This window comes from Streptomyces musisoli (assembly GCF_016741855.1).
Lineage (GTDB): Bacteria > Actinomycetota > Actinomycetes > Streptomycetales > Streptomycetaceae > Streptomyces > Streptomyces musisoli.
Genome location: NZ_JAERRH010000001.1, coordinates 795218 through 821813, shown reverse-complemented (window position 1 = coordinate 821813; position 26596 = coordinate 795218). Strand labels below are relative to the sequence as shown.

Here is a 26596-nt window from a genome sequence, read left to right as displayed (position 1 = left end):
CCTCAGGGCGCATGCGGTGCCGGACGGCGGTTGCAGGGCGCAGGCACCGGGTGCGGTTTCCCGAGGGATCGCCGGGGCGGGCGGTCGGGTCAGGGCTGGGCCAGTACCACGCAGGACTCGCCGGGTACCTGGAGCAGCCCGTCCGGGCCCGGGGCCGTCACCGGGTCCCAGGCGGCGAGGACCTCCACGCGGCCGGTGCCCAGTGGGATCGCCGCGGGCTTACTGCCGAGGTTCACCGCCACCCGTACGTCCCCGCGCCGGAAGGCCAGCCAGCGGGCCTCCTCGTCGTACGCCACCTTCGTGTCGGCCAGGTCCGGGTCGGTGAGGTCGGGCTGTGCGCGGCGCAGCGCGACCAGCTGCCGGTACCAGGCCAGCACGCGCGCGTGGGGCTCGCGTTCCGGCTCCGACCAGTCCAGGCAGGACCGCTCCCGCGTCGCCGGGTCCTGCGGGTCCGGCACCTCCTCCTCCGCCCAGCCGTGCGCCGCGAACTCCCGCCGCCTGCCCCGCCGCACCGCCTCGGCCAGCCCGGGGTCGGTGTGGTCGGTGAAGAACTGCCAGGGCGTGCCCGCCGCCCACTCCTCGCCCATGAACAGCATCGGCGTGAACGGCGCGGTCAGCGTCAGCGTGGCCGCGCAGGCCAGCAGACCGGGGGACAGGTGCGCGGCGAGCCGGTCACCCTGGGCGCGGTTGCCGATCTGGTCGTGGGTCTGGCTGTAACCGAGCAGCCGGTGCCCGGCCACGCGCGCGCGGTCCAGCGGCCGGCCGTGCCGGCGGCCCCGGAAGCCGGAGTAGGTGCCGTCGTGGAAGTAGCCGCCGGTCAGCGTCTTGGCGAGGGCCGCGAAGGGATCCCGCGCGAAGTCGGCGTAGTAGCCCTGCGACTCCCCGGTCAGCGTGGTGTGCAGGGCGTGGTGGAAGTCGTCGTTCCACTGCGCGTGCAGCCCGAGACCGTGCTCCGCGCGCGGGGTGATGAACCGGGGATTGTTCATGTCCGACTCGGCGATCAGGAACAGCGGCCGGCGCACTTCCTCGGCCAGGCCGTCCACGGCCGCGGACAGCTCCTCCAGGAAGTGGCGCGCACGCGTGTCGTACAGCGCGTGCACCGCGTCCAGCCGCAGCCCGTCGACCCGGTAGTCCCGCAGCCACGCCAGCGCGCTGCCGAGGAGGAACGCGCGCACCTCGTCCGAGCCGGGCGCGTCCAGGTTCACCGCCGCGCCCCACGGGGTCTGGTGGGTGTCCGTGAAGTACGGTCCGAACGCGGGCAGATGGTTCCCGGACGGGCCCAGGTGGTTGTGCACGACGTCCAGGACGACGCCCAGTCCGAGTCCGTGCGCCCGGTCGACGAAGCGTTTCAGTGCCTCGGGGCCGCCGTACGGCTCGTGCACCGCCCACAGCGACACCCCCTCGTACCCCCAGCCGTGCCGTCCCGGGAAGGGACACAGCGGCATCAACTCCACGTGCGTCACGCCGAGTTCCACCAGGTGTCCCAGCCGTTCCGCCGCGGCGTCCAGGGTGCCCTCGCGGGTGTACGTGCCCACGTGCAGCTCGTACAGCACCGCGCCCGGCAGCCCGCGCCCGGTCCACTCGGCGCGCCACTCGTGGCGGCCGTGGTCCACGACCGCGCTCAGCCCGTCCGGGCCGTCCGGCTGGCGGCGCGAGCGCGGGTCGGGCAGCACGGGGCCGTCGTCCAGCGCGAACCCGTACCGTGCGCCGTGCTCCGCCCCCGCCTCGCCCGTCCACCACCCCTCGCGCGCGGGATCGCGTGCCAACGCGCGCGTGGCGCCCTCGCAATGGAGTGTCACTCGGTCTGCCTGCGGTGCCCACACCTCGAACTGCACGGACGGTTCCCCTTCGTCTGCTCACCGTGTTGTCCCGCCCCACCATCGTGCCGCTCCGGACGATCAATCCGCTTTCGAATCAGCCCTTTGGCGGCTGGTGTCGCGGAAGTACCCGCCCGTCGGCACGGGTTCCGCGTTTTCTGGACACCCGGGGTTCACTGCCCGACAATCACCTGCGTGACGTCGTCCTTCGAGTTCTCCACCTATCCCGCGCGCCTGTCCGACGCGGAGCGCGACAAGGCGCTGCAGGTGCTGCGCGACGGCGTCGCCATGGGGCGGCTCTCGCACGACACGTTCGTGCGCCGCATGGAGCTGGCGCTCGCCGCGCGCCGCTCCGACGAACTGGCCGTCCTCGTCGCCGACCTGCCCAAGGAGAACCGCTTCTCCCGCGCGGTCCTCGGCACCGTGGAGGCCGTCTCCGGGTTCACGGTACGGCTGCGCCGCGCCTGGCAGGCCGAGCGGCTGCCCAAGCTGCTGCTTCCGCACCCGGCGCACACCCACCCGCTGCGCATCGGCCGGGACCCCGCGAACGGGCTGCGGCTGAACCACGAGACCGTCTCCCGCGTGCACGCCGAACTCAGCCGGCAGGGCGGCCTGTGGGTGCTGAGGGACCTGGGCTCCACCAACGGCACGACCGTCAACGGCCGCCGGGTGACCGGCGCGGTCGTCGTCCGCGAGGGCGACCAGGTCGCCTTCGGCAGGATGGCATTCCGCCTCGCGACAAGCTAGCGCCCAGGGGCGGCCCTGCCCGGGGTCGGGCCCTGCCCGGGGTCGGTCCCGCCCGGGGTCGGCCCCGCCCGGGCCGACGCCGCCCGGGTCGGCGGGCTGGTCGGGCTGGGGCGCGTGGCAGTCGGGCCGGTCTCGTTCGAACAGGCGCTCCTTCGCGCGCGCGTGCCGTCCCGATCGGGTGAGCCGCACTGCGGAAGGCAGGCCCCCGTGCCGATGCAACGGGCATGACCCACATCACCAGAGCGGCAGCGGCGGCCGGTGCCCTGCTGGCCGCCGCCGGTCTCCTCACGGCGGGCCCGGCCCGGGCAGCCTCCCGCGACATCCAGCAGGGCAACTGGCTCTACCTGACGACCACCAGGGGCGACGCCCCGTTCGGCGACACGCCCGGCACGCTGCTGCTGTGCGACCCGCCCGGCGGGCACGCGTACGCGGCCGAGGCCTGCCGCGAGCTGGCCGACGCGGACGGCGACATCGACCGCATCCCGGCGGCCGGCGTCTTCTGCCCGATGATCTTCGCCCCGGTCACCGCCCACGCGTACGGGCAGTGGAACGGCCGGCCGGTCGACTTCCAGGAGACGTACACCAGCACGTGCGTCATGAGGGCGCGGACGGGGCACGTCTTCGCCCTGGACGGCTGACGGGCGACCGCGACCGGGTGGCGCGGTCCGCCAGCGGTCTCGCGCCACCGGTCTCCCGTCATCCGGTCTCGCGCCACCGGTCTCGCGCCACCGGTCTCGCGCCACCGGTCTCCCGTCACCGGTCTCCCGTCACTGGTCTCTTGGTCACTGGGCTCCGGTCACTGGTCTCCTGGTCACTGGGCTCCGGTCACCGGGCTCCCGCCGCCGGTCTCCCGTCACGGGCCAGGCCGCGGATGCCGAACCCGGCCGGGAGGGCGCCTCGGTCACCGCCGCCGCGGCACCGCCTGCGGGTCCTGCCCGCCACCTGGTCACGCCGCCTGTTCCCGTGCCTGCTGGGCCGCCACCAGCACCGTGCGGGACTGGTGCTCGACCTGGTGCCCCAGCGGCACCCAGCGGGCCCGGAACCGCTGGGCGAACGCGTCGCACCAGGTCGCCACCAGCTGTTCCAGGCGCGGCGCCGCCCGGTCGTCCGCCTCCCGCAGCACCCGGAGCAGCATCGCCGCGGCCCGCAGCGGCAGCCGCCGCCCGAAGGCGTCCACGCTGCCGACGTACGCCATCGTCGTGCCCGCCGGAGCGGTGTGGATCCAGTCCTCGGCCAGGCCCGGAATCAGCTCCAGCGCCCACCGCGCGGCCCGCAGCAGCGGCCCGTCCACACCGTCCAGCCGGGGCAGCGCGTCGGCGAGGATCCGCTCCACCTCCCGCGCGTCCCGCAGCAGCCGGGCGGACAGGCGCCGCATGGCCGCCGCCGGTGCCGGGTGCGGCGCCGGGTCGTCCACCAGATCGCTGGCCCACATCGGCACCTCCACCACGGCCGTCAGACCGCCGTACCGGTGCGCGTGGTACCAGGTGCTGTGCCGGGCGTCGTCCGGCATGCTCGGATAGGCCACGCCCGTCTCCGGTCCCGGCATCACATGCACCCCGGGACCGGAGGCCGGCCAGCCGGCCGCGTCCGACGCCCCCGTCTCCACCGGAATGTGCAGTTCCGCCGCGGACTTGGCGAACGGCTCGGCGAGGCCCGGCACGTCCTTGGTCAACTGCACCCAGCTGCCGCCCAGATCGGTGCCGTGCAACGTCACCTGGAGGTAGGGGCGCACCTCGTCGATCACCCCGGTCAGCGCCCGGGTCTCGGGCGGCAGCCGGTCCGGCGGCAGCACCGACGGTGACCACTCCGGCTGCTCCGCACCCGTCGGCCGGTAGAAACCGAGGTGGTAGTCGAGCAGGCTGCGCGGCGCCGGGGTCACGTGCAGACTCGCGCCGTCCGGGTCCGCGCACAGCAGGAAGTGCCAGGAGGTGCCTGCCCGCAACTCCCTCTCGGCCAGCACACGTTCGGCGAGCACCCGCAGTGTGGAACCGCCCGTCGGCTCGTTGGCGTGGGCACCGGCGACCACCAGGACCGCACGGCGGGCGTGTCCCACCGACAGCAGGTGCAGGGGTCTTCCCGCGCGCGAGACCCCCACCTGGCGCAGCGTGCACAGCCCGGGTTCCCGAGCGGCCAGCGCCCGTGCCGAGGCCACCAGTTCGGGAACGCTGGGATAGCGCAGCTCCGGCAGTGGACTCACCCCCGACTTGTCCGCCCGGCTTCGCCCTCCCAGTCCCGCACGGGACGGGTGAACTGTCAAGCAGTCGGCGGGGGGCCTCCCGGGGCGCCCGGACGCAGTGGCCCGCTGCTGCGCGGGCCACTGCGTGCCACGGGCGCACTGCTGGTGCGGTCGCGTCCCGCGAGGGCCACGATCACCTCACCGGAACCGTCCTCCGAGCGGCGCGCGACCCCGTGGCCCCCTCACCCGCCCACCCGCCCTCGGCCCGGCCCCCGAGGACGAGACCGACACGCCGGCCCTCGCCCTCCGCGCAGAGCACACGCGGTCCGTCCCCTCGCCCGCCCGCCCGCCCGTCCCCGCCGCGCCGCCGCCGACCGCAAGATCACCCCGCTCACTGCCCTCGGCCCGCCCCCAACCGCAAGATCACCCCGCCGCCCGCGCCCGGCCCCCGAGCGCAAGGGCCCCACGCCCGCCCGCTGCCCCCGGCCCCCCGACCGCAAGATCACCCCGCCGCCCCGCCCCCGAGCGCAAGGGCCCCACGCCCGGACGCGCCCTCCGCCCAGCCCCCCAGCGCCAGGTCTCCACGCCCGGCCGCGGTCGCCCCCTGTTCGGCGGGGGCCCGTCGCCTCAGTCCTCCGTGACCCGTTCCAGCAGTGCCACCGGCAGCAGGGCGAAGAGGTCTTCCGCGCGGGCGTGACCGGTGAAGTGACGGTCCGGTGTGAGCACGTCCGCCCAGCGGCCCGGCGGCAGCGGCAGCCGCGTCTCCCGCCAGCCGCCCGCTTCCGCCAGCCGCAGCGACAGCCGGGTCACCGCCGTGACGGCCTGTCCCGAGCGCGCGAACGCCAGGCAGTGCTCGGCCGCCGGACCCTCGGCGTGCAGCGGGTCGTACGACGCGCCCGCGCCGAAGGCGTCCGGGCGCCGGGCGCGCAGCCGCAGCGCCGCCGTCGTCAGCGCGTCCTTCTCGCCGGGCGCCTCCGGCGGGAACGCCACCGGCCGCCGGTTGTCCGGGTCCACCAGCGCCCGGTACTCGCCCTCCGTGCCCTGGTACACGTCCGGCACCCCCGGCATCGTCAGGTGGACCAGCGCGGTACCGAGGACACCGGCCCGCACATGCGGCTCCAGGGCCTTGCGGAACGCGGCCACCCGCTCGCCCGGCGGCCCGCACGGCCCGGCGGCGACGAAGGCCGCCACCGCCTCCTCGTACGGCGGCTCCTGCTCCGTCCAGCTGGTGTACATGCCCGCCTCGCGCACATGCTTGAGCAGCGCTCCCCGGACGCGCTCCTCCTCCGCCGGGCCCAGCCCGAACACCGTCTGCCAGGCCGCCCAGGCCAGCTGCCCGTCCGGGACGCCCTCCTCGGCCGCGGACACCTCGGCGAGCAGCTTCGTCCAGCGGTCCGGGCACTCGGTGAGCACCGCCAGCGCGGCCCGCACGTCGGCGCTGCGCTTGGTGTCGTGCGTGGTGACGACCGTGCCGGTGAGCGGCCAGTCGCGCTGCACGCGCGCACAGTACGCGTGGAAGTCCTCCGGGAGGACGCCCGGGCTGCCCGGGTCGCCGCCCACCTCGGCCGCCGACAGCAGCGGCACATAGCGGTAGAACGCGGTGTCCTCCACCGCCTTGGCGCGCAACGCCGACGCGGTCTGCGCGAACCGGGTGCGGAACTCCACCCGGTCGGCGTGGTCCGGCGCCGTGGCGTCACCGGGAGGCTCGACCAGCAGCCGGCGCACGATGCCGACGGCCTCGGCCTCCTGCGGCACCACGAAGGCCAGCCGGGCCTCCTCGGCGGCCTCCTCGGTGATCACGGCGGAGGCGTCGCCGGACGCGTACGGCCGGTAGACCCGCATCCGGACCAGCAGCTCCTCCACGGCCGTACGCAGCGCCCAGGGAGCCCGGTCGCGCAGCGAGAGGTCGGGCGTGGTGGCGCACAGCCGGGCGGCCACCCGGGTGAGCCGGTCGGTCTCGGTGGCCAGCTCGTGGGTGAGCACCTTGTACGCGGCCCGCCGGACCGTGGCCTCCCAGTTGCCGCCCCGGTCCGTCTGCGGCGCCGCGAACGCCCGGTACCGCCCCAGCAGTTCGTACGCCCCCGTGCGGTCCGTGAACAGGCCGTCGACGTGCCGCAGGGCGTCGTAACCCGTGGTGCCCGCGACGGGCCAGGCGGCCGGCAGCCGCTCGCCGTCGGCCAGGATCTTCTCCACCACCGTCCAGCGCCCGCCGGTCGCCTCGTGCAGCCGGGCGAGATAGGCGTCGGGGTCGGCGAGCCCGTCGGGATGGTCGATCCGCAGGCCGTCGATCACGCCGTCGTCCAGCAGCCGCAGGATCGTGCCGTGGGTGGCGTCGAACACCCGGGGGTCCTCCACCCGCACCCCGATCAGCTCCGAGATGCTGAAGAACCGCCGGTAGTTCAGTTCGGTGCGGGCCAGCCGCCACCACACCGGGCGGTACCACTGGGCGTCCAGCAGCTCCGGCAGCGGCAGGTGCCGGGTGCCCGCGCGGAGGGGGAAGGCGTGGTCGTGGTAGCGCAGCACGTCACCGTCGACCACCAGGTGGGCCGACTCAGAGCCGACGGGGCCGCCGAGGACCGGCAGCAGGATCCGGCCGCCCTGCGCCTCCCAGTCGATGTCGAACCAGCTTGCGTACGGCGACCCGGGGCCCTCGCGCAGCACCTCCCACAGGGCGGGGTTGTGGCGGGGCGCCAGCGCCATGTGATTCGGCACGATGTCCACCACCAGGCCGAGACCGTGCTCCCGCGCGGTGTGCGCGAGCGCGCGCAGTCCTTCCTCACCACCGAGTTCCCCGCGCACGCGCGAGTGGTCCACCACGTCGTAGCCGTGCGCGGAGCCCGGTACGGCCTCCAGGACCGGGGACAGGTGCAGGTGCGAGACGCCGAGCGACGCCAGGTAGGGTACGGCCGCTTCGGCGGCGGCGAACGGGAACGCGGGCTGGAGCTGAAGCCGGTAGGTGGCCGTGGGCACCCCGGGTCCGGATCGCGCAGAAGTCATGGGAACCTACGTACCCCGCTCGCCGTCTTTCGTGTCATCCCCGCCTGCCCGGATCGCGCACGCGCGGCCACGTCCGGGCGATGCGGACCACGGGATGCCGGCCGAGTGCCGCGTTCGCCGGTCCGTCACGGTGGTCGCCCGTCCGGCCTACGTCACGAAGCCCTCGCGGCGCCGGGCACGGCGGCCGGCCGGTCTCACCTCCGCCTCGCGACGGCGAGCCCGGCGGCCCCTCGTCGCCTCCGCCCTCGCGCCGAGGGCGCGCGCGGTGACGTTCCAGGGCCGCCGCGCAACCGCCCGCCACCCGGGCGTACGGGACGGACGGCCCCGGCAGGGGCCGTCCGCCACCACGTCACGCCGGACGCTGGAGCACGGTCAGGCTGCGGTCCGGCAGGGTGAGCCGGTCGCCCGCGTCGACCTTCGTGCCCGTCCCCGGCGGCGACCCCTCCGGGCGGGCCGTGTCGACCACCACCTGCCACTGCCGGCCGTGGTCGACCGGCACCACGAAGTCCAGCGGGTCGGGGGAGGCGTTGAACATCAGCAGGAAGGAGTCGTCGGACATGCGTTCCCCGCGCGGACCCGGCTCGGAGATGGCGTTGCCGTTCAGGAACACCGTCAGCGCGGACGCCTGCGCGGAGTTCCAGTCCCGCTGGGTCATCTCGTCGCCCTCCGGAGTGAACCAGGCGATGTCGGACAGCTCGTCATGGGTGCCCTCCACCGGACGGCCGTGGAAGAAGCGCCGCCGGCGGAAGACCGGATGGTCGCGGCGCAGCCACACCATGGCGCGCGTGAACTCCAGCAGGTCGCCGCCGTCCTCGGGCCACTGGATCCACGACAGCTCGTTGTCCTGGCAGTAGGCGTTGTTGTTGCCGCGCTGGGTGCGCGCGAACTCGTCGCCGTGGCTGATCATCGGCACGCCCTGGGACAGCATCAGCGTGGCGATGAAGTTCCGCATCTGGCGGGCGCGCAGCAGCAGCACCTCCTGGTCGTCGGTGTCGCCCTCGGTCCCGCAGTTCCAGGACCGGTTGTGGCTCTCGCCGTCCCGGCCGTCCTCGCCGTTGGCCTGGTTGTGCTTGTCGTTGTACGACACCAGGTCGTGCAGGGTGAAGCCGTCGTGGCAGGTGACGAAGTTGATGGAGGCCAGCGGGCGGCGGCCGTCGTCCTGGTAGAGGTCGGAGGAGCCGGTCAGCCGGGAGGCGAACTCGGCCAGTGCGCGCGGCTCGCCCCGCCACAGGTCCCGTACCGTGTCGCGGTACTTGCCGTTCCACTCGGTCCACAGCGGCGGGAAGTTGCCCACCTGGTAGCCGCCCTCGCCGACGTCCCACGGCTCGGCGATCAGCTTCACCTGGGAGACCACCGGGTCCTGCTGCACCAGGTCGAAGAACGACGACAGCCGGTCGACCTCGTGGAACTGCCGGGCCAGCGTGGCCGCGAGGTCGAAACGGAAGCCGTCGACGTGCATCTCGGTGACCCAGTACCGCAGCGAGTCCATGATCAGCTGGAGCACGTGCGGGGACCGCATCAGCAGCGAGTTCCCGGTGCCCGTGGTGTCCATGTAGTAGCGGGGGTCGTCCGTGAGCCGGTAGTAGGACGGGTTGTCGATGCCCTTGAAGGACAGCGTCGGGCCCAGGTGGTTGCCCTCGGCGGTGTGGTTGTAGACCACGTCCAGGATGACCTCGATCCCGGCCTCGTGCAGCGCCCGGACCGCCGACTTGAACTCCAGGACCTGCTGCCCGCGGTCGCCCCAGGAGGCGTACGCGTTGTGCGGGGCGAAGAAGCCGATGGTGTTGTAGCCCCAGTAGTTGCTCAGGCCCATGTCGGCCAGCCGGTGGTCGTTCACGAACTGGTGCACGGGCATCAGCTCAAGCGCCGTCACCCCGAGCTTGGTCAGGTGTTCGATGACGGCGGGGTGGGCGAGCCCCGCGTAGGTGCCGCGCAGTTCCTCGGGGAGCCCCGGGTGACGCATGGTCAGGCCCTTGACGTGGGCCTCGTAGATCACCGTGTGGTGGTAGTCGGTGCGCGGCGGGCGGTCGTCGCCCCAGTCGAAGTACGGGTTGATCACCACGGAGGTCATGGTGTGCGGCGCCGAGTCCAGGTCGTTGCGCCGCTCGGGCGCGCCGAAGTGGTAGCCGTACACCTCCTCGCCCCACCGGACCGACCCGCTGACCGCCTTCGCGTACGGGTCCAGCAGCAGCTTCGCCGAGTTGCAGCGCAGCCCGCGGCCGGGGTCGTACGGGCCGTGCACCCGGAACCCGTACCGCTGTCCCGGCATCACCCCCGGCAGGTACGCGTGCCGCACGAACGCGTCGCTCTCGCGCAGTTCCACCGCCGTCTCCGAGCCGTCGTCGTGCAGCAGACACAGCTCTACTCGGTCCGCGGCCTCCGTGAAGACCGCGAAGTTGGTGCCGGCGCCGTCATAGGTGGCGCCGAGCGGATACGCCTCTCCAGGCCAGACCTGCATGGATACGACTCTCCCAGGTGTGCCGCGCGCCCGGGGCCGCGTTCGCCCCCGAGTCTTGTCCGAAAGTGACGCAACCTCCCGTGCCTTACGTGCCTCTTACCCACCGACCAGTGCGCACGGCGGTTCTGGTACCCGCCTTGCGCCGAACCAGCGGGGCAGGACGTACTCCCGGGGACCAGGGGGAGTAGGGGGAAGATGTGCGTGAGACAGTCCACCGCCATCTGGGCAAAGTACTGACCGGTGCGGCCCTGGCGGCGGCGGCGACGGCCGCCATGGTCGCGGTCACACTGCCGGGCACGGCGGGCGCGGACGAATCCGGAGGAGCCGGCGGCGGCACACGGGCCGCGGGGCAGGCCGGACAGGGGCAGGACGCCGCACCGCCCGGCGTCGTGGAGGAGGCACCCGCCGAGGAGAAACAGGGCACCGGCCGCGACCCGCTCACCGGCGACGAGACACAGCGCGTCGAGAAGATAGCCGCGTCCGGGCAGTTGTCGGTCACGGGCCGGGACGTCGACGGGGACCGCGGACCACAGCGGCTGAGCGTCGACCTCGCCGAGCCCGAGGCCGCCGAGGCGGACGACCCGGACGCGCCGCGCCGGGCCGACGTGACCTTCTACGACTACAAGAACGACACACTCGTCACCAGGACCGTGAACCTGAGGACGGGCAAGGTCGAGCGGACGGGCACCCAGCGCGGCGTCCAGCCGCCGCCGAGCCGCGCGGAGAACGCCGAGGCGGCCCGGATCCTGATCGCCGCCCCGCTCGGCGCGGGCCTGAAGGCGGACTACAAGGACGCCACCGGCAAGGAACTCACCTCGCCGGACCAGCTGGAGCTGACCGGCGGGATCTACCAGGCCGCGCCGGGCGCCCAGCCCGCGGTGCTCGACGACTGCGGCGTCCACCGGTGCGTGCGGCTGTTCTCCAAGGTCAGGAACGGGCCGTGGATCGACACCAGGGACCTGGTGATCGACCTGAGCGCCCGCAAGACCGCCGCCCTCGACCGCGGCTGACCGCCCGCCGCCCGCCCTTCACACCCGTACCTCCGGCAAGGAGTCATCTCTTCATGCCCGAAAAGAACCTTCCCGGCGGCGCCCGGCCCCGGGCCGTCAGCCGTGCCGCCCGCAAGAGCGCGGCCGTCGGCCTGTCCCTGGCCGCGCTCGCCGCCGGCGCGACGACCGCCGCCGGCCCGGCCGCGGCCCGGCCGCAGACCGCTGCCGCGGCGGCACCCGGGTGCAGCGCCGCCTACCGGATCGAGCAGAAACTGTCCTCCGGCACCACCTGGCGGATGTGCTGGCGCTACGACAGCAAGGCCGGCCTCGTCCTGGAGGACGTCTCCTACCAGCCCAAGGGCGAGACCAAGCCGATCAAGGTCCTCAACAGCGCCAGACTCGGCCAGATCCACGTCCCGTACGACGACGGCAAGCACGAGTGGTCCGACCTGACGGGCCAGGACTTCGCCCAGGAACTCCAGGAGCTCCAGCCCGGCGAGTGCCCCGGCGGCACCATCAAGACCGTCAAGGTCCCGGACGGGGACCCGCGCCACCCGAACGTCAAGGGCCTGTGCACGACCACCCGTTCGCGTGGTCACGCCTACCGCATGCACGACTTCCAGTCGGACAAGGTGTACCAGCAGCAGGGCAAGGACCTGCTGGTCTACACGGTCAACCAGGTCGGCTGGTACGAGTACATCACCGAGTGGCGCTTCCAGGACGACGGCACCGTCCACATGAACGTCGGCGCGACCGGCAGCCTCTCCTGGGACGACTACAACGCCCAGGACGGCCGCGGCTGGCCCATCGGCAAGGGCGCCAGGGACTACTCCACCAGCCACAGCCACAACGTCTTCTGGCGGCTCGACTTCGGCCTCGACGGCTCGTCCAGGACGAAGGTCGAGCAGTACGACTCGAAGGTCAGTGCCCCCACCGGACGGCAGGAGGGCCCGACCGCCAAGACCACCCGCACCAAGGTCACCAAGGAGTTCGCGGGCGACTACCGCACCTACCGCTGGTGGCGGATGGTCAGCGCGGCCGGCAAGAACAAGGACGGGCACGCCCGTTCGTACGAGCTGGTCCCCGGGCCCACCACCAAGTACCCGGGCCGCAGCTTCACCAAGCACGACCTGTACGTGACCGAGTACAACAAGTGCGAGCTGTTCGCCAGCCACAACCCCACCTGCACCAGCGGCCACCCCAACTCCGTGGACAAGTGGGCCGGCGGACAGGCCCTCACCCATCCCGTGGTCTGGGTGAACGTGGGCTTCCACCACATCGCCCGGGACGAGGACCAGCAGCCCATGCCCGTGCACTGGCAGGGCTTCTCCATCGCCCCCCGTGACGTCACCGCTATGAATCCGCTCACTCCCAAGGATCTTGCATGGCAGAACGGGCACTGGGAATGGCGTAGTTGAGAAAAGCAGTCGGGAAACCGACCTGTCCATCCGGCTGCACCGCCGACCGCTTGCGGAGTACCCTTCCTTGATCGTTGAGACGGGAAAGGCCCGGGGGGCGGAAGGCGGTGCACGGGTGGGCTCGGGAGGGCTGGAGCTGCCTCCTGGTGACGAGGGTCACGAGGGGAACTCCACAGACGTCCCGCCCGGCGCGGTGTCCCTGGCCCGGCCGATGGACGCGGGTTCCATCGGACCGGAGCTGGACTGGGACGCCGACGCCTGGCGTGAGGTGCGCACCCGCGCCCAGCGGGCCGGCCGGGCCTACATCTGGCTGAATCTCGTCGAACAGCGGCTGCGCGCGGTCGTGGCCGCCGTGCTGCGGCCCATCTACGAACCCGTGCACGGCGACGAGTGGGTGGTGGCCGCGGCCGGTCCGGCCGGGCAGGAGTGGGTGCAGCGCGCGGTCGCCGTCCGCGAAGTCAGCCGTCGCAAGGGCTACTTGCTCGACCCGGCCGACGACAACGTGCTCAGCTTCCTCACTCTCCCGCAGCTGCGCGAGCTGGTGGTGCAGCACTGGCCCTGCTTCGAACCGTACTTCGACGAGCGCCGGGACCTCGAACTCGCCCTGGACGAGCTGGAGGTGACCCGCAACGTCGTCTCCCGCAACCGGGCCCTGTCGGAGGCGGTGCTCGGTCAGGCCGAGCGGGCCTCCGCCCGGCTGCTGGAGATGCTCGGCGCGGGCGGTGACGTGCCCTCGGCCCGCAGGCTGCCCGTCGACGCGGTCGAGGACCTGGTCGGCGACCGGTACGCCGACGTCGTCGCCGTCCACGCCGACCGGGTGCGGCTGATGCGCCGGTTCCCGGCCGAGGACATCTTCGGCGGCGCCCGCCGGCTCGACGCCATCGGAATCGGCCTCAACCTGCTGGTGCAGAACTTCTCCGGGCGCCGCCTGGTCCGGCTCGCCGAGTCCGGCTGCCGAGTCCGGCTGCTCTTCCTCAACCCGGCCTCCAGCTCGGTCAAGCGCCGCGAGCGCGAACTCGGGATGAAGCGGGGCGAACTGAGCCGTTCGGTCGAGATGAACATCCTGCACATGCGCCGGGTGCGGTCCCGGCTGCGCGACCCGGGCGCCTTCGAGATCCAGGTCTACGACGAGACGCCCCGCTTCACCGCCTATCTGGTGGACGGCGACGGCGCCGACGGCATCGCCGTGGTGCAGTCCTACCTGCGCGGGGCGCGGGGGATGGAGTCGCCGGTCCTGGTGCTGCGCAACGGCAGCCGGCTGGTCAAGTCGGACGATGTGGGTGAAGCCGGGCTCTTCCCTATATACCGTGAGGAATTCGAGCTGACTTGGGCGGATTCGCGCCCGGTGTCCTGACCGGTCGGCACCGGGAAGCGGAATGCCGTCGTCGGATTGTCAGTGCCGCGTGCGATGGTGGAGGCCACTGGGGGAAAGCACCACCAAGAAGGGGGGCCGCCATGGGCTGGCACCGGGAGCTGCTGATCGGCTTCGACCTGGAGACGACGGGGACCGATCCGCGTGCGGCGCGCATCGTCACGGGTGCCGTGATCGAGGTCAAGGCCGGTGAGCCCGGCGGGCGCCGGGAATGGCTGGCCGATCCGGGCGTGGAGATCCCGGCCGACGCGGTCGCGGTCCACGGCATCAGCAACGAACGCGCGGCCGCCGAGGGCCGCCCGGCCGACCAGGTGGCCGACGCCATCGCCGGTGTCCTGGTGTCCTACTGGACGGCGGGCGTCCCGGTCGTCGCCTACAACGCGGCCTTCGACCTCACCCTGCTCTCGGCGGAACTGCGCCGGTACGGCCTGCCGTCCCTCTCCGACCGGCTGGGCGGTGCGCAGCCGGCCCCGGTCATCGACCCGTACACCATCGACCGCCGGGTGGACCGCTACCGCCGCGGGAAGCGGAACCTGGAAGCGGTCTGCGCCGAGTACGGCATAGTCCTCGACGCGGCGCACGACGCCACCGCCGACGCCCTCGCCGCGGCGCGGCTCGCGTCCGCGATAGCCGACCGCCACCCGAAGATCGCGTCCCTGGGCCCGGCGGAACTGCACCGCCTTCAGGTCGAGTGGTACGCCGAATGGGCGGCGGACTTCCAGGCGTTCCTGCGGCGCAAGGGTGACGCGGAGGCCGTGGTGAACGGCGTGTGGCCACTGCGGGGGCTGACCGAGAACCAGCCCGCGTGACACGGGCCGTTGCCGGCCGGGGCCGAGTGAACCGAGGTCCGTTCCCGGCCATGCCCGCGTGAACTCCGGTTCGCTACCGGTCGCGGTTGCCTGGCGGCGGCCGTGTGGGCCGGGGGTCCTCAGAAGGGGTACCAACGCACCGCCTCGTCGCCGTCCCGCAGCGACGCCACCCGTCGGCGGAACTCCGCCAGCGCCTTCGGGTTGCCCGGCGCGTGCTGGGCCACCCACGCGCAACTGGCCGTCTCCCGGGCGCCCCGCAGCACTCCGCAGCCTTCCCACGCCCGGACGTCCCAGCCGTACGCCTCGGTGAAGGAGGCGTACGCCTCGTCCGGCAGCCCGTACCGGTCGCGGGAGAGGGCCATGACCACCAGGTCGTGCTCGCGCAGGTCCGCGGAGAAGGTCTCCAGGTCGACCAGGACCGGCCCGTCCGGCCCGATGTGCACATTGCGGGGCAGCGCGTCGCCGTGGATCGGGCCCGGCGTCAGATGCGGCCGCAGCGCCGCCGCCTGCGCCGCGAAGCCGTCGCGGCGTTCACGGAGATAGGCCGCGTCCGCCGGGTCGATCGCGTCGCCCGCGAGCCGCAGCCAGCGCTCCACACCGCCCAGCAGCTCCCGGGGCGGCAGGGCGAAGGGAGGCGAGGGGAGCGCGTGCACGATCCGCAGCAACCGCGCCAGATCCCGCGGCTCGGCCGGCCGTACCGGATCGGGCAGCCGGTGCCACACGGTCACCGGGTGCCCCTCGACCAGCCGCGGCTTCGGCTCGGCCGCCCGCACCGCCGGGACCTCCATCTCGGCCAGCCAGCCGGCGACGGTCAGTTCGCGCTCGGCCCGCGCCAGCAGCTCGGCGTCCCGGCCCACCTTCACCACCAGGTCGCCGGCGGCGAACACCGCGTTCTCGCCGAGGGCCAGGAGCCGCGCCTCCCCGGCCGGATCCGGCAGCACCGCCGCCGCGGCCAGTACCTCCCGCGCGCGTGCCTCGTCCATCGTCGTGCCTCCGTGCCGTCGTCCGGTGCCCTCCGCGGGCCCACCGCCGGTGCGGGGTGCGGGCCCTGTGCGCCCAGTCTCGCATTCGCACAGGTGGGCCGCCGTGCGCGGTCCCTTGACGGGGCAACCGCCCTTTACCACCATGAACACGTCAATCGGAGCAGGCGAAGGGGCTGATTCCGTGACAGCAGTGGCCGGAGCACGGCCGTCATCGGCCGGGTCGCGACGACCGGCCGGGCGGCGGATCACCGATCGCGGTGCCTGGTTCCTCGTCCTGCCCGCCCTCGTCCCGATCCTCGTGCTCAGCGTCGGCCCGCTGCTCTACGGCATCCTGCTGGCCTTCACCGACGCCCAGTCCGGCCGGACGGCCGCCACCCGGTGGATCGGTGCCCTCAACTTCCGGGACCTCCTGCACGACACCCTGTTCTGGGAGTCGTTCCGGATCGGACTGGTGTGGGCGGTCGGCGTGACCGTGCCCCAGTTCCTGCTCGCGCTCGGCCTGGCCCTCCTGCTCGATCAGGACCTGCGCCTGCGCGGCCTGGCCCGGGCCCTCGCGATCGTGCCGTGGGCGATGCCCGAGGTCGTCGTCGGCATCATGTGGCGGCTCGTCTACAACCCGGACGCGGGCGTCCTCAACGAGACCCTGCGCGACCTCGGCCTCGGCGACGGACGGGACTGGCTGAGCGGGCTCGCCACCGCGCTGCCCGCGGTGATCGTCGTCGGCGTCTGGGCGGGTCTGCCGCAGACCACGGTCGCCCTGCTCGCCGGACTGCAGAACGTCCCGCGCGAACTCCACGAGGCGGCGGCGGTCGACGGCGCCGGTGCCTGGCGCCGCTTCCGCGCGGTCACCTGGCCCGCGCTCAGGCCGGTGGCCCTCGCCATCACCGCGCTCAACCTCATCTGGAACCTCAACTCCTTCGCCCTCGTCTACGTGCTCACGAGCGGCGGACCCGGCGGAAAGACCCGGCTGCCGATGCTCTTCGCCTACGAAGAGGCCTTCCGCTACGGCCAGTTCGGCTACGCGGCGGCGATGGGCTGCGTGCTCGTCGCGGTGGTCTCGATCCTGCTGGCGGTGTTCCTGGCCGGCCGGCTGCGGGGCGGTGACGAGGCATGAGGTCCCGCCGTGCGGCCCGCGCCGGCCAGTACGCCGCGCTGCTCGCCTATCTGCTCTTCCTGGCCTTCCCGTTGCTGTGGCTGGCGTCCACCGCGCTCAAGTCCCCGCGTGAGCTGGGCGGTCTGCACCCGGCCTGGATCCCGCGCCACCCCACCCTGGCCAACGTCCGGCAGGCCTTCGACGAGCAGCCGCTGGCACAGGCCGCCCTGAACTCCCTGCTGGTGGCGCTCGGCACCGCCGTCGTCGCCGTGGCGCTCGCCACCCCGATGGCCTACGTCATGGCCCGGCACCGCAGCCGGCTGGCCCGGGCCGCCACCGGCTGGGTGGTGGTCAGCCAGGCGTTCCCCTTCGTACTGCTGATCATCCCGCTGTTCCTGGTGCTGAAGAACCTGCGGCTGATCGACTCCCTGCCCGGACTGGTGCTGGTGTACGTCGTGTGGGCGCTGCCGTTCGCGCTGTGGATGCTCACCGGCCATGTCCGGGCGGTGCCCGCCGAACTGGAGGAGGCGGCGGCCGTCGACGGAGCCGGCCGCCTGAGGACCCTCGTGTCGGTGACGGCGCCGCTGCTGGCTCCCGGCATCGCGGCGACGGCCCTGTTCGCGTTCGTCACCGCGTGGAACGAGTTCTTCTTCGCGCTGGTGCTGCTCAAGAGCCCGGACAGACAGACCCTCCCGGTCGTCCTCACCCACTTCATCGGCGCCGAGGGCGTGGCCGACCTCGGTCCGCTGGCCGCGGCCGCGTTCCTCGCCACCCTGCCCTCTGTGGCCGTCTTCGCGCTGGTCCAGCGGCGGATCACGGGCGGCCTGCTCACCGGGGCGGTGAAGAGCTGATGCGGACCCTCGCCAAGGCACTCGCGGTACTGCTGCTCCTCGCGGGCTGCTCGTCACCCGGTCACCGCGACGGCGGCCCGATCACCCTGCGCTTCCAGTCCCTGGCCTGGCAACAGGAGTCCGTCGCGGCCGGCAAGGAGCTGGTGAGGGAATGGAACGCCGGCCATCCCGACGTCAAGGTCGAGTACGTCCAGGGCAGTTGGGACAGCGTGCACGACCAGCTGCTCACCTCCTTCGAGGGCGGTGAGGCCCCGGACGTCATCCACGACGCCTCCGACGACCTCGCCGACTTCGCCTACGGCGGCTACCTCGCCGACCTGACCGGCCTGCTGCCCGCCCGGCTGAGGTCCGACATCCCGCCCGGCAGCTGGCGGACGGCCACCTTCGGGCGCGGCGTCTACGGAGTGCCGTTCCTCCAGGAGCCCCGGGTGCTGATCGCGAACGCGGACCTCCTGCGCCGGGCGAAGGTGCGCGTGCCGACCGCCGGACACCCGTGGAGCTGGGCGGAGTTCCGTGAGGTCGCCAAGCGGCTCACCGGGCCCGGGCGGTACGGGGTGGCGTGGCCGCTGAAGGAGCCCGTCTCCGCCACGCTCAACCTGTCCCTGTCGGCGGGCGGGCGGCTCTTCCACCGGGGCGCGGACGGCAAGGTCGCCGTGCGCTTCACCGAGGGCGACGCGGTCGTGCCCCGCACGGTCCACGACCAGGTCGCCGTCGACCACAGCGCGCCCGCATCGACGCTCGGCAGCGGCGGCTCGGACACCCTCCCCGGCTTCTTCGCCGGCCGGTACGCGATGGTGCCGCTGGGCTTCTCCTACCGCCAGCAGATCGTGCAGCAGGCCCCCGAGGGCTTCCGCTGGGAGGTGCTGCCGGCCCCGGCGGGCAGCGAAGGGCTCACCCAGGGCGTCAGCCCGCAGACGCTGTCGGTCTCGGAGGACTGCCCGCACAAGAAGGAGGCGGTCGCGTTCATCGACTATCTGCTGCGGCCGGAGAACACCGTCCGCCTCGCCCTCGGCGACTGGATGCTCCCCACCGGCACCCAGGCCCTGAAGGACCCGGCCCTGCACACCGCGGCGAACGGCTGGGCCACCGGCGCCGCCCTCGCGTCCCGGCTGCGCCCGGCACCCGCGCAGTCGGTGCGCGGCTACCCGGAGTGGAAGGACAAGGTGGCCACCCCGGCCTACCAGCAGTACTACAGCGGCGCGATCGGCCTCGCCGAACTGCGCGGACGCCTCGAGCGGGACGGCAACCTCGTCCTGGCCCGCTACCAGCGCTGAGCCACCCGCGCCGCGCGGTGGCCGGACCCGGAAAATGCATTAGACGATACGTATCGTCTCGCTTAGCCTCGGGGCATGGACACTCCGACCCCGCCCGCCCACATCGCCATGTTCTCGATCGCCGCCCACGGCCATGTGAACCCCAGCCTGGAGGTGATCCGTGAACTCGTCGCCCGGGGGCACCGGGTCACGTACGCCATCCCGCCGGTCTTCGCGGACAAGGTGGCCGCCACCGGGGCCCGGCCCGTGCCCTACACCTCGACCCTGCCGGGACCCGACGCCGACCCGGAAGCCTGGGGGAGCACCCTGCTGGACAACGTGGAGCCGTTCCTGGAGGACGCGATCCAGGCGCTTCCCCAGCTCACCGCGGCCTACGCCGGCGACACGCCCGACCTCGTCCTGCACGACATCGCCTCCTACCCCGCCCGGGTCCTGGCCCACCGCTGGGGCGTCCCGGCGATCTCCCTCTCCCCGAACCTCGTCGCCTGGGAGGGCTACGAGGAGGAGGTCGCCGAGCCGATGTGGCGGGAGCCGAAGCGGACCGAGCGCGGCCGCGCCTACTACGCCCGGTTCGGGGCTTGGCTCGCGGAGAACGGCATCACCCGGCATCCGGACCCCTTCACCGGCCGCCCGGAGCGTTCCCTGGTCCTCATCCCGAAGGCACTCCAGCCGCACGCCGACCGGGTCGACGAACGCGTCCACACCTTCGTCGGCGCCTGCCAGGGCGACCGCGCGGACCAGGGGGACTGGCGGCGGCCCGCCGCGGCCCGGAAGGTCGTGCTGGTGTCGCTCGGCTCGGCCTTCACCAAGCAGCCCGCCTTCTACCGGGAGTGCGTGCGCGCCTTCGGCGACCTGCCCGGCTGGCACACCGTCCTCCAGGTCGGCCGGCACGTGACCCGCGCCGATCTGGGCGAGGTACCCGACAGCGTCGAGGTGCGCGACTGGGTGCCCCAGCTGGCCGTCCTGCGGCAGGCCGACCTGTTCGTCACGCACGCGGGTGCCGGCGGCAGCCAGGAGGGGCTGGTCACCGCGACGCCGATGATCGCCGTACCGCAGGCCGCCGACCAGTTCGGCAACGCCGACGTGCTCCAGGCGCTCGGTGTCGCCCGGCACCTGCCCACCGAGGAGGCCACCGCCGACCGCCTCCGTGAGGCCGCCCTCGCTCTGGTGGACGACCCCGAGGTGGCGCGCCGGCTCGGGGAGATCCAGGCGCAGACGGCCCGGGAGGGCGGCACCCGGCGGGCGGCCGACCTCATCGAGGCGGAACTGCGGCGCGGCCGCACCGAGTAGGGCCGGCGGGGGACCGCCAGAGGTACGCCCTGGTGTCGATCCGGACCTCGCGGACGACGGCCCCCTCCCGGGCATGCTCGACGGCGTGCGACCGGCTGTCCGGACAACGACGGTACGCGAAGGGCCCGTTGGTTCCTCTCAGGAACCAACGGGCCCTGTGCCGGCGGGCGGAATCAGACGGTCAGTCGCTCGCCACGCTCCGGCAGCGGCGTCGCGGCCGGCTCCGGCGCCTCGTCGTGCGTGAGGTCGGGCAGCCGGTGCAGCCACTTCGGCAGGTACCAGTTGCGCTCGCCGAGCAGCGCCATCACCGCCGGCAGCAGCACCCCGCGGATGATCGTGGCGTCGATCAGGACCGCCGCGGCCAGGCCCACGCCCATCTGCTTCATCGACTGCATGGACAGCGTGCCGAAGATCGCGAACACGGCGACCATGATGACCGCGGCGCTGGTGACGACCCCGGCGGTGGTGACCACGCCGTGCCGGATCGCGTCCTTCGTCGTACGGCCGCGCATCCGGGCCTCCCGGATCCGGGAGACCACGAACACGTGGTAGTCCATGGACAGCCCGAACAGGATCACGAAGAGGAACAGCGGCAGCCAGGTGACGATCGCGCCGACCCCCTCCGCGCCCACCAGCGAGGCACCCCAGCCGTGCTGGAAGACGGCGACGAGGATGCCGTAGGCGGCGGCCACCGACAGCAGGTTGAGCACGATCGACGTGATCGCGACCGTCAGCGAGCGGAACGACAGCAGCATCAGCAGGAAGGCGAACACGACCACGAACGCGAAGACCGGGAGGACCGAACCCATCAGCTGGTCGTTGAAGTCGTGGTTGCCCGCGACCTGCCCGGTGACCGGCGCCTGGACGCCCTCTACCTTGCCGAGCGTGGCCGGCCGGACCTCGTCGCGCAGCTTCAGCAGGCTCTTCGTCGCCTGGTCCAGATCGGAGCCGCCGACCAGCGGCACGGAGACCAGGGCGACGTTCTGGGCGTCGTACAGCTTGATGTCGACCGGGCCGCGCGAGGTGCCCGAGGCGACGGCCTCCTTCTTGAAGTCGGCCAGCGCCCGACGGACCTCGGGTGCGTTGATGTCGCCGGCCTTGACGACGACCTGGGCGGGCTCGCTGCCGCCCGGGAAGGCGTCGTTGACGCGGTTGTACGTCTGCACCATGGGCAGCGAGTCGCCGAACTCCTGGTCCAGGGTGAGCTGCTGGGTCTTCATGCCGAGCGCCGGCGCGGCGATCGCCAGCAGCGCGCCGGCCGCGACCAGGACGGAGACCAGCGGCTTGGCCAGCACGCCCCGCAGCACGGCCGTCCAGAACCGGCTGCCCGAGTCCGCGCCCTGCCGGCGGCGCCGGCGGCCCAGGAACGGGATGCGGCCCTTCTCGACCCGCTCGCCGAGCAGCGAGAGCAGCGCCGGGAGCACGGTCACCGAACCGACCATCGCGACCGCCACCACCATCAGCGAGGCCAGGCCCATCGCCTCGAACTCGGCGAGACCGGTGAACAGCATGCCCGCCATCGCCACGCACACCGTGACACCGGAGACGATGACCGCCCGGCCGCTGGTCGCGGCGGCGATCCGCAGGGCGGTGGCCGCGTCCCGGCCGGCCGCCCGTTCCTCGCGCTCGCGGCGCAGGTAGAACAGGCAGTAGTCGACGCCGACGGCCATACCGACCAGCAGCATCACGGAGTTGGCGGTGTCGCTCATCGGCTGGAGGTGGCTGACCAGGCCCATCAGGCCCATCGTCGCCATGATCGCGGTGATCGCGAGGGCCACCGGCAGCAGCGCCGCCACCAGCGCGCCGAACGCGATCAGCAGGATGCCGAGCGCCACCGGCACCGCCGAGTACTCGGCCTGCTGGAAGTCGTCCCCGAACGCGTCCTTGTACTGCTTCTGCATGCTGGCCCCGCCGATCTCCTCGATCCGCAGGCCGCCGTGTTCCTTCTGCACCCCGGCGACGGCGTTCAGCACCGGCTCGATCCGGTCTGCGGCCGTCTCCGCGTCACCGCGCAGATCGAACTGCACCAGCGCGCTGCGGCCGTCGCGGGAGATGGTGTGCGTGTCGTACGGCGAGGTCACCCCGGTGACCTTCCCGGTGCCGTCGACGGCCTTGACGACATCGGAGACGGCCGCGCGGAACTCTCCGCTGGTGGCCTTGACGGCGCCGTCCCTGGACTGGATCAGCACGGTCTCCGCGGCCGGCTCCTTGATGCCGGCATCGTCGATGATCTTCGCGGCGGTGTGCGTCTCACCCTTGAGCTGGTCGCTCTCACTCACGTCGACCCGGCCCGCCGCCGAGCCCAGCCCCATGGCCAGGACGACGAACAGCACCCATATGCCGACTGCCGCCCAGCGGTGCCGGGCGCTCCAGCCGCCGGCCCGTGCGGCCAGCCCTCGCACCCGCACCTCTGTTTTCCCCATGACGGGCCTGCCCCCTCGTGTGCGGTGACGGCCTCCTGCCGCCACGTCCGCGTCTGTTCGAATTCGACGGTAGGCGCCGGAGCAGGGCGTCTCGTCGTACTGCCCGGTGAAGTGCGTGGCGTCCGGATCACCACTGGGTAGGACTGTGGCCCCTTACATCTATCGCCGGTTCTCGGGGGCGGGCCTCGGGGATTGGCGGCGGGACGGGGACCGGGACGCGGGGCCAGGTGTCCGTTCCGACCGACAGAGATCCGCTTTGTCATTACGAAACTTTGTTGAACAAGTCACAGGCGCGTGTAGAGGTTGCTCCGGGCCCCGCCCATCGGCGAGAGTTTCGCGCAGCCCGCCCTGGTGCGGGCGCGGCCGTCGTGCCCGCCCCCACGGGGCACGACGGCCGCTCTAGGGTGGCCGGATGACCACCTATGCGGCGCTGCTGCGCGGAATCAACGTCGGCGGCGGCAAGAAGCTCCCCATGGCCGAACTGCGCACACTCGTGACCGGCCTCGGCCACACCGGTGTCCGCACCCATCTCCAGAGCGGCCAGGCCGTCTTCACCGCCGGCCACGGCGACGAGGAGTCCCTGGCCGCGGAGCTGGCCGCGGCGATCGAGGAGCGCTTCGGCTTCTTCGTGGACGTGCTCGTCCGCGACCACGCGTATCTGAGGACGGTCGCCGAATCCTGCCCGTTCCCGGCCGCCGGCCTGGCGCCGAAGCAACTGCACGTCACCTACTTCTCCGCACCCGTCACCCCCGACCGGTTCGCGGCGATCGACCAGGCCGCCCATCTCCCGGAGGAGTTCCGGCTCGGGGACCGCTGCCTGTACCTGTACGCCCCGGACGGCGTCGGCCGCTCCAGGCTCGCCGAGGCGCTGGCCCGGCCCCGGACGACCAAGGGCCTCATCGCCACGAGCCGGAACTGGAACACCGTGCTCAAGCTGGTCGAGCTGACGGCTCCGCAAGCGTGAGGGCCCGCGGGCCGGGCCGGGGCGGGCGGCCCGGGGTGGGGTCTCGACGTCTCCGCCGCCGGCCGGACCGGTGGGCGGGCAAACCCCGTGGGAATAACGGGAGTCGGCGGTCCGGTGGCCGCCGGAGCCGTCGGCCGTTTGCCCTGCCCCGAGGGCAGGGGGTGACCCGCGAGCATCGAAAGCGGTGTGCGAGGCTCTGGCCATGCGTTACATCATCATCGGGGCGGGCGCGGTCGGCGGCACCGTCGGCGGCCGGCTGGCCCAGGCCGGCCGCGAGGTCGTCCTGGTCGCCCGCGGCCGGCATCTGGCCGCCCTGCGCGAGCACGGGCTGCGACTGCGGGTGCCCGAGGGCGAGTTGACGTACCGGCCGCCCGCCGTCGACGGCCCGGACCCGCTCGGCGAGCTGCGCGCCGACGACGTCCTCGTCCTCTCCGTGAAGACCCAGGACACCGTGGCCGCCCTGGACACCTGGGCCGACGTCCCCGTCGCCGGCGGCGGTACGGCGGCCGAACGCCTGCCGCTCGTCTGCCTGCAGAACGGTGTCGAGGGCGGCCGGCTGGCCCTGCGCCGCTTCCGGCACGTGTACGGCGTCTGCGTCTGGCTGCCGTCGGCCTTCGTGGAACCCGGCGTCGTCTCCGCCGCCGGCGCCCCGCTCACCGGCATCCTGACCCTCGGCCGCGTCCCGCACGGCACCGACGACACCGCCCGCCGGATCGCCGCCGACCTCACGGAGGCGCACTTCGAGGCGCCCGTCGTACCCGACGTGGCCCGCTGGCAGTACGCCAAGCTGCTCGCGAACCTCGGCAACGCCCTCGAAGCGGTCGCCGGGCCCGTGGCGAGCGACGAGGCCCGGGCCCTGTTCGCGCGGGTGCGGGCCGAGGGGGAGGCCGTGCTCGCCGCCGCCGGGATCCCGTACGCGAGCGCGGCGGAGGAACAGGCGGCCCGCGGCGACAAGGTCACGCAGGTACCGCTGGACGGCGGCCCGCGCGGCGGCGGCTCCTCCTGGCAGTCCCTCGTCCGGGGCACCGGCACCATCGAGGCGGACTACCTGAACGGCGAGATCGTCCTGCTGGGCCGGCTGCACGGGGTCCCCGCCCCGCTGAACGAACTGCTGCAACGCCTCGCCGACCGGTTCGCGCGGGAGCGCCGGGCAGCGGGTTCCCTGCCGGTCGCCGAACTGGTCCGGCTGGCCGACGAGGCCGAACGGCACGGCGGTTGATCCTCCGCCCGCTGTGACGTCGGATGGGCCCGCCGCCGAGCACACACCGACCGGCACACGCGGAGCACCCGCCCGGCGGTACGCACCGAGCACTGCGTGCCGAGCAGTACACGCCGACCGGCACAGAGCGCCCGCCCGGCAGCACACGCCGACCGGCACACGCGGAGCACGCGCCCGGCGGTATGCACCGAGCAGTACACGCCGAGCACACACCGAGCAGTACACGCCGAGCGCACACGGATGACGGGGGACACGATGGACGACTTCGCGAGTGATGCCGGCCAACGGCTGGCGGCCCGGTTCCAGGCGGACCGGCCGCACCTCGCGGCCGTGGCGTACCGGTTGCTCGGCTCGGCCGCCGAGGCCGACGACGCGCTTCAGGAGGCCTGGCTGCGCGCCCGGCAGGCGGACATCACGGCCGTCACCAACCTCACCGGCTGGCTGACCACCGTGGTGACCCGGGTCTGCCTGAACCTGCTGCGGGCCCGCCGAAACCGGCGCGAGGAGTTCCTCGACGCCTACGACACGGGGTACGAGCCCCGGCCCGATGCGGCCACCGAGGCCGGTGACCCCGCCCGGGAGGCGCTGCTGGCCGACGAGGTCGGCGTCGCGCTGCTCGTCGTGCTCGACACGCTGAGCCCGGCCGAGCGGGTCGCCTTCGTGCTGCACGACATGTTCACCGTGCCCTTCGACGACATCGCGCCGCTGATCGACAAGACGCCGGCCGCCACCCGGCAGCTGGCCAGCCGCGCCCGCCGCCGGGTCCAGGGCCGGCCCGCCGCGCCCGCCGCCGACGCCCCCCGCCGCCGACGGGCGGTCGAGGCGTTCCTGGCCGCGACCCGCGGCGGCGACTTCACGGCCCTGGTCGCGCTGCTCGACCCGGATGTGGTGCTGCACGCCGACGCGTTGGTCGTGCCCACGCCCGAACCCATCACCGTCCGGGGCGCCGAGCCCGTGGCCCGCGGCGCCATGGCGGCCATGGCCCGTGCGCAGTTCACCGGACCCGCCCTGCTCGACGGGCGGATCGGCCTGGTCATGGCGCCGTCGGGGCGGCCCCGCCTGCTGCTGGCCTTCGTGTTCGGCGCCGACGACCGGATCACCCGGATCGACGTCGTGGCCGAACCGGAACGCCTGCACAGCACGGAGTTCGGCGTCGTGGACACCGCGCACCGATCGAAGCAGGACCGGGAACCGGACCAGGAGGAGAAGGGCTGACCGGGCCGGGGCTCCGTGAAGACAGCGTTGGGCGCTTAGCCGGCTAACTCTGCGACGGCTCATGGGCGTTGACTTGGTACCGCGAACCTTCCGAAGCGGAGCGCACCCGCACCGGTGCGCTCCGCTCCGACCGACCCGTTCGCGGGTTGGCCGATAACCGCCCCTGTAGAGCGCCGACTTCGCCTCACGTGTGACACGAGAGCCGTGTCCGGCGCAGAACGGAACGGCCGCCGCGGTCCGACGTCACAGGGGAGCGCCGGACCGCGGCGGCCGTTACCACACCACCCTCCCCGGCCGGGCCGGCTCACCGAACCTCGCGACAACACCGCGCGGGCGTCCCTAGGGTGAAGCGCGCGGACGGCCGAAGGGGACGGATGAGGGCGACGGGCAGACCAGTACGCGAGGCGCCGGGCCGAGCAGCTCCCGCGACGCGGCCGCCGGCGCGTTCCGCGCCGGTTCCCGGGGGACGGTCAACGGACACCGTTCACCCGGATGGGTGGC

19 protein-coding genes are annotated in these 26596 nt (G+C 73.3%); 13 read left to right on the top strand and 6 right to left on the bottom strand.

Going from position 1 to position 26596, the window contains the following annotated elements:
- Nucleotides 1–89: 89 nt before the first annotated feature.
- Entirely contained in the window at nucleotides 90–1835 is a 1746-nt protein-coding gene (treZ, locus tag JK361_RS03360) for a malto-oligosyltrehalose trehalohydrolase (protein WP_201814081.1), read from the bottom strand.
- A 177-nt stretch (nucleotides 1836–2012) separates the two neighbouring features.
- Here treZ and JK361_RS03355 point away from each other — a divergent pair, with 177 nt between their 5' ends.
- Nucleotides 2013–2564 (top strand): FHA domain-containing protein, encoded by a 552-nt coding sequence (locus JK361_RS03355; RefSeq protein WP_201814080.1) that lies wholly within the window; start codon nucleotides 2013–2015, stop codon nucleotides 2562–2564.
- A gap of 224 nt (nucleotides 2565–2788) precedes the next feature.
- Entirely contained in the window at nucleotides 2789–3202 is a 414-nt protein-coding gene (locus tag JK361_RS03350) for an SSI family serine proteinase inhibitor (RefSeq protein WP_201814079.1), read from the top strand.
- A 308-nt stretch (nucleotides 3203–3510) separates the two neighbouring features.
- Here the strand turns inward: JK361_RS03350 and JK361_RS03345 are convergent, their stop codons facing one another.
- The 3 genes from JK361_RS03345 to glgX all read right to left on the bottom strand — a co-directional run bounded on the left by JK361_RS03345 (nucleotide 3511) and on the right by glgX (nucleotide 10195).
- Entirely contained in the window at nucleotides 3511–4761 is a 1251-nt protein-coding gene (locus JK361_RS03345; RefSeq protein ID WP_201814078.1) for a M14 family zinc carboxypeptidase, read from the bottom strand.
- Between the two features lie 606 nt (nucleotides 4762–5367).
- A complete protein-coding gene (gene treY / locus JK361_RS03340; protein WP_236052336.1) occupies nucleotides 5368–7737 on the bottom strand; it encodes a malto-oligosyltrehalose synthase in 2370 nt (789 codons plus the stop codon).
- Between the two features lie 349 nt (nucleotides 7738–8086).
- Nucleotides 8087–10195: a glycogen debranching protein GlgX gene (glgX, locus tag JK361_RS03335; RefSeq protein ID WP_201814077.1), complete on the bottom strand. Its 2109-nt coding sequence runs from the start codon at nucleotides 10193–10195 to the stop codon at nucleotides 8087–8089.
- 197 nt (nucleotides 10196–10392) lie between these two features.
- Here glgX and JK361_RS03330 point away from each other — a divergent pair, with 197 nt between their 5' ends.
- From JK361_RS03330 to JK361_RS03315, 4 genes are all read left to right on the top strand, one after another.
- Nucleotides 10393–11205, top strand: coding sequence for a Tat pathway signal sequence domain protein (locus tag JK361_RS03330; protein WP_201814076.1), 813 nt, complete (start codon nucleotides 10393–10395; stop codon nucleotides 11203–11205).
- A 53-nt stretch (nucleotides 11206–11258) separates the two neighbouring features.
- Complete coding sequence (locus JK361_RS03325; RefSeq protein ID WP_201814075.1) at nucleotides 11259–12602, top strand: copper amine oxidase; 1344 nt, start codon at nucleotides 11259–11261, stop codon at nucleotides 12600–12602.
- A gap of 115 nt (nucleotides 12603–12717) precedes the next feature.
- Nucleotides 12718–13956: a DUF5919 domain-containing protein gene (locus JK361_RS03320; RefSeq protein WP_201814074.1), complete on the top strand. Its 1239-nt coding sequence runs from the start codon at nucleotides 12718–12720 to the stop codon at nucleotides 13954–13956.
- 101 nt (nucleotides 13957–14057) lie between these two features.
- Nucleotides 14058–14783 (top strand): 3'-5' exonuclease, encoded by a 726-nt coding sequence (locus tag JK361_RS03315; protein ID WP_201814073.1) that lies wholly within the window; start codon nucleotides 14058–14060, stop codon nucleotides 14781–14783.
- A gap of 119 nt (nucleotides 14784–14902) precedes the next feature.
- Here the strand turns inward: JK361_RS03315 and JK361_RS03310 are convergent, their stop codons facing one another.
- Nucleotides 14903–15766 carry a phosphotransferase enzyme family protein gene (locus JK361_RS03310; protein WP_201814072.1) on the bottom strand — a complete coding sequence of 288 codons (864 nt, stop codon included), beginning with the start codon at nucleotides 15764–15766 and terminating at the stop codon, nucleotides 14903–14905.
- A gap of 190 nt (nucleotides 15767–15956) precedes the next feature.
- Here JK361_RS03310 and JK361_RS03305 point away from each other — a divergent pair, with 190 nt between their 5' ends.
- The 4 genes from JK361_RS03305 to mgt all read left to right on the top strand — a co-directional run bounded on the left by JK361_RS03305 (nucleotide 15957) and on the right by mgt (nucleotide 20274).
- A complete protein-coding gene (locus JK361_RS03305) occupies nucleotides 15957–16880 on the top strand; it encodes a carbohydrate ABC transporter permease (protein ID WP_201814250.1) in 924 nt (307 codons plus the stop codon).
- The gene (locus tag JK361_RS03300; RefSeq protein WP_201814071.1) at nucleotides 16877–17710 is read left to right on the top strand and encodes a carbohydrate ABC transporter permease; all 834 of its coding nucleotides are present in this window, start codon (nucleotides 16877–16879) and stop codon (nucleotides 17708–17710) included. Before JK361_RS03305 ends, JK361_RS03300 begins: the two co-directional genes overlap by 4 nt.
- Nucleotides 17710–18984: an ABC transporter substrate-binding protein gene (locus JK361_RS03295; protein ID WP_201814070.1), complete on the top strand. Its 1275-nt coding sequence runs from the start codon at nucleotides 17710–17712 to the stop codon at nucleotides 18982–18984. The genes JK361_RS03300 and JK361_RS03295 overlap by 1 nt, the downstream gene beginning before the upstream one ends.
- A gap of 75 nt (nucleotides 18985–19059) precedes the next feature.
- Complete coding sequence (mgt, locus tag JK361_RS03290; RefSeq protein WP_201814069.1) at nucleotides 19060–20274, top strand: macrolide-inactivating glycosyltransferase; 1215 nt, start codon at nucleotides 19060–19062, stop codon at nucleotides 20272–20274.
- A 173-nt stretch (nucleotides 20275–20447) separates the two neighbouring features.
- On the opposite strand, the gene JK361_RS03285 is transcribed toward mgt, so the two are convergent.
- Complete coding sequence (locus tag JK361_RS03285) at nucleotides 20448–22697, bottom strand: MMPL family transporter (RefSeq protein WP_201814068.1); 2250 nt, start codon at nucleotides 22695–22697, stop codon at nucleotides 20448–20450.
- 412 nt (nucleotides 22698–23109) lie between these two features.
- Between JK361_RS03285 and JK361_RS03280 the strand changes: the two genes are divergently transcribed.
- From JK361_RS03280 to JK361_RS03270, 3 genes are all read left to right on the top strand, one after another.
- On the top strand, nucleotides 23110–23661 hold the full coding sequence (locus JK361_RS03280) for a DUF1697 domain-containing protein (RefSeq protein ID WP_201814067.1): 552 nt from the start codon (nucleotides 23110–23112) through the stop codon (nucleotides 23659–23661).
- 202 nt (nucleotides 23662–23863) lie between these two features.
- Nucleotides 23864–24880, top strand: coding sequence for a ketopantoate reductase family protein (locus tag JK361_RS03275; RefSeq protein ID WP_201814066.1), 1017 nt, complete (start codon nucleotides 23864–23866; stop codon nucleotides 24878–24880).
- A gap of 255 nt (nucleotides 24881–25135) precedes the next feature.
- Entirely contained in the window at nucleotides 25136–26095 is a 960-nt protein-coding gene (locus tag JK361_RS03270; protein WP_201814065.1) for a sigma-70 family RNA polymerase sigma factor, read from the top strand.
- Nucleotides 26096–26596: the final 501 nt, after the last annotated feature.